The following is a 1884-nucleotide window of genomic DNA, read 5'->3' as shown; positions in this document are numbered from 1 at the left end:
AAGCCGCCACCCGACCCAGACCCCACACCTGCGCCTGAACCGCAGACACCAGACGATCGGAGCGACCCACGCCCACAGCACCACGGGTCAGACACCACAACGGCGCCCCCACCCCGGCGTCACCGAGCGCCTGCACCAAAGCCACCGTCGGCAGAACACCCGCAGCCTCATCCAGCGCCAGCAACGACACCACACCAGCCACAGACCCAGCACCAGCCAGCAACTCGGCCAGCCCCGCACGATCCGCACCCGGCTCCACCACAACCCGACGCACCCCAGCGCCACACCCAGCCAGCGCCTCCACCACAGCCGAGTCATCCACACCCGCAGCAGGCACCACGACCAGCCACTCACCATCCAGGACACCGGCAGACACCGTCGTCAGCGGCTTCCACGACACCCGGTAACGCCAACCGTCCACCTCGGACTGGGTCCGTACCCGGCGGCGCCACGCCGACAGCGCCGGCAGGACGGAACTCCAGGCGCCCTCGTCCTCGACGTCCAGCGTGCCGACCAGCGACTCCAGGTCCTCGCGCTCCACGGCGTCCCAGAAGCGGGAGTCCGCGTCATGGCCCGCGACACTGCGACCGGAGCCCGTCAGCTGGAGCCAGTAGCGCTGGCGCTGGAAGGCGTACGTCGGCAGCTCCACCCGACCGGCACCCGCGCCGGAGAAGAACGCAGCCCAGTCGACGTCCGCACCCCGCACATGCGCCAGAGCCAGGGCGGAGACCACGGTCTCGGCCTCGGGGCGACCGTTCCGCAGAGCGGGCACGAAGGCCGTGCCTTCACGCGTCACGCACTCCTGGCCCATCGCGGTGAGCACGCCGCCCGGGCCCAGCTCCAGGTACGTCGTCACCCCGGCCTCGTCCAGGAAGCGGACGCCGTCCAGGAAGCGCACGGCCTCGCGGACGTGCCGGACCCAGAACTCCGCCGAACCCATCTCGTCGGTGACCAGCGCGCCGGTCAAGTTGGAGACGACCGGGATGCGCGGGGCGTTGAGCTCCAGCCCCGCCACGACCTCACGGAAGTCCTCCAGCATCCCGTCCATGTGCGGCGAGTGGAACGCATGACTGACCGTGAGCCGCTTGCTCTTACGACCGGCGAAGGCCTCCACGACCGCGAGCGCAGCATCCTCGTCACCCGCAACGACCAGCGACCGCGGGCCGTTGACCGCAGCAATGCTCACGCGGTCGCTCAGCAGCGGCAGGACCTCGTCCTCCGACGCCTCGACGGCGATCATCGCACCACCGGATGGCAGCGCCTGCATCAGACGGCCACGAGCCGCCACCAGCACACACGCGTCCTCAAGCGACAACACACCCGCCACATGCGCGGCCGCGACCTCACCGATCGAGTGACCAGCCAGGAAGTCCGACCGCACACCCCACGACTCGACCAGCCGGAACAGCGCCACCTCAACCGCGAACAGCGCCGGCTGGGTGAACCGCGTCTCGTCCAGCAGTGCCGCATCCGACCCGAACAGCACGTCCTTCAGCGGGACATCCAGATCGAGTCGCTCGCACACCGCGTCGAACGCGGCAGCGTAGACCGGGTAGGCGTCATACAGTTCGCGCCCCATCCCCAGCCGCTGGCTGCCCTGCCCGGTGAACAGGAAGGCGGTCTTCCCGCCCACCGGCGAGCCCCCGAACACACCCGCCGCAGAGCGGCCCTCCGCGAGCGCGACCAGCCCGGCCAGCAGACCCTCACGGTCCGCAGCCACCACAGCCGCCCGGTCCTCGAACGAAGCCCGCCCAGAAACCAGCGACCACGCCACGTCCACCGGACGCAGCTCAGGAGCGCCCAGCAGGTACGACTGGAGCTGACGAGCCTGCGCCCGCACAGCCTCCTCGCCCTTCGCGGACAGCACCCAGGCCGCCACCGGTA

At 70.5% G+C, this 1884-nt stretch carries 1 protein-coding gene; it reads right to left on the bottom strand.

Features of this window, described 5'->3' with window-relative positions; genetic code table 11:
* Positions 1-1884, bottom strand: a 1884-nt coding sequence (locus AQI95_RS43965) for an acyltransferase domain-containing protein (protein ID WP_425264982.1), incomplete at both ends; no start/stop codon positions are given.

Origin of the sequence: Streptomyces yokosukanensis, assembly GCF_001514035.1 — a bacterium.
In the GTDB taxonomy this organism is placed as follows: Bacteria; Actinomycetota; Actinomycetes; order Streptomycetales; family Streptomycetaceae; genus Streptomyces; species Streptomyces yokosukanensis.
This window is presented reverse-complemented; position numbering and strand designations above follow the sequence as displayed.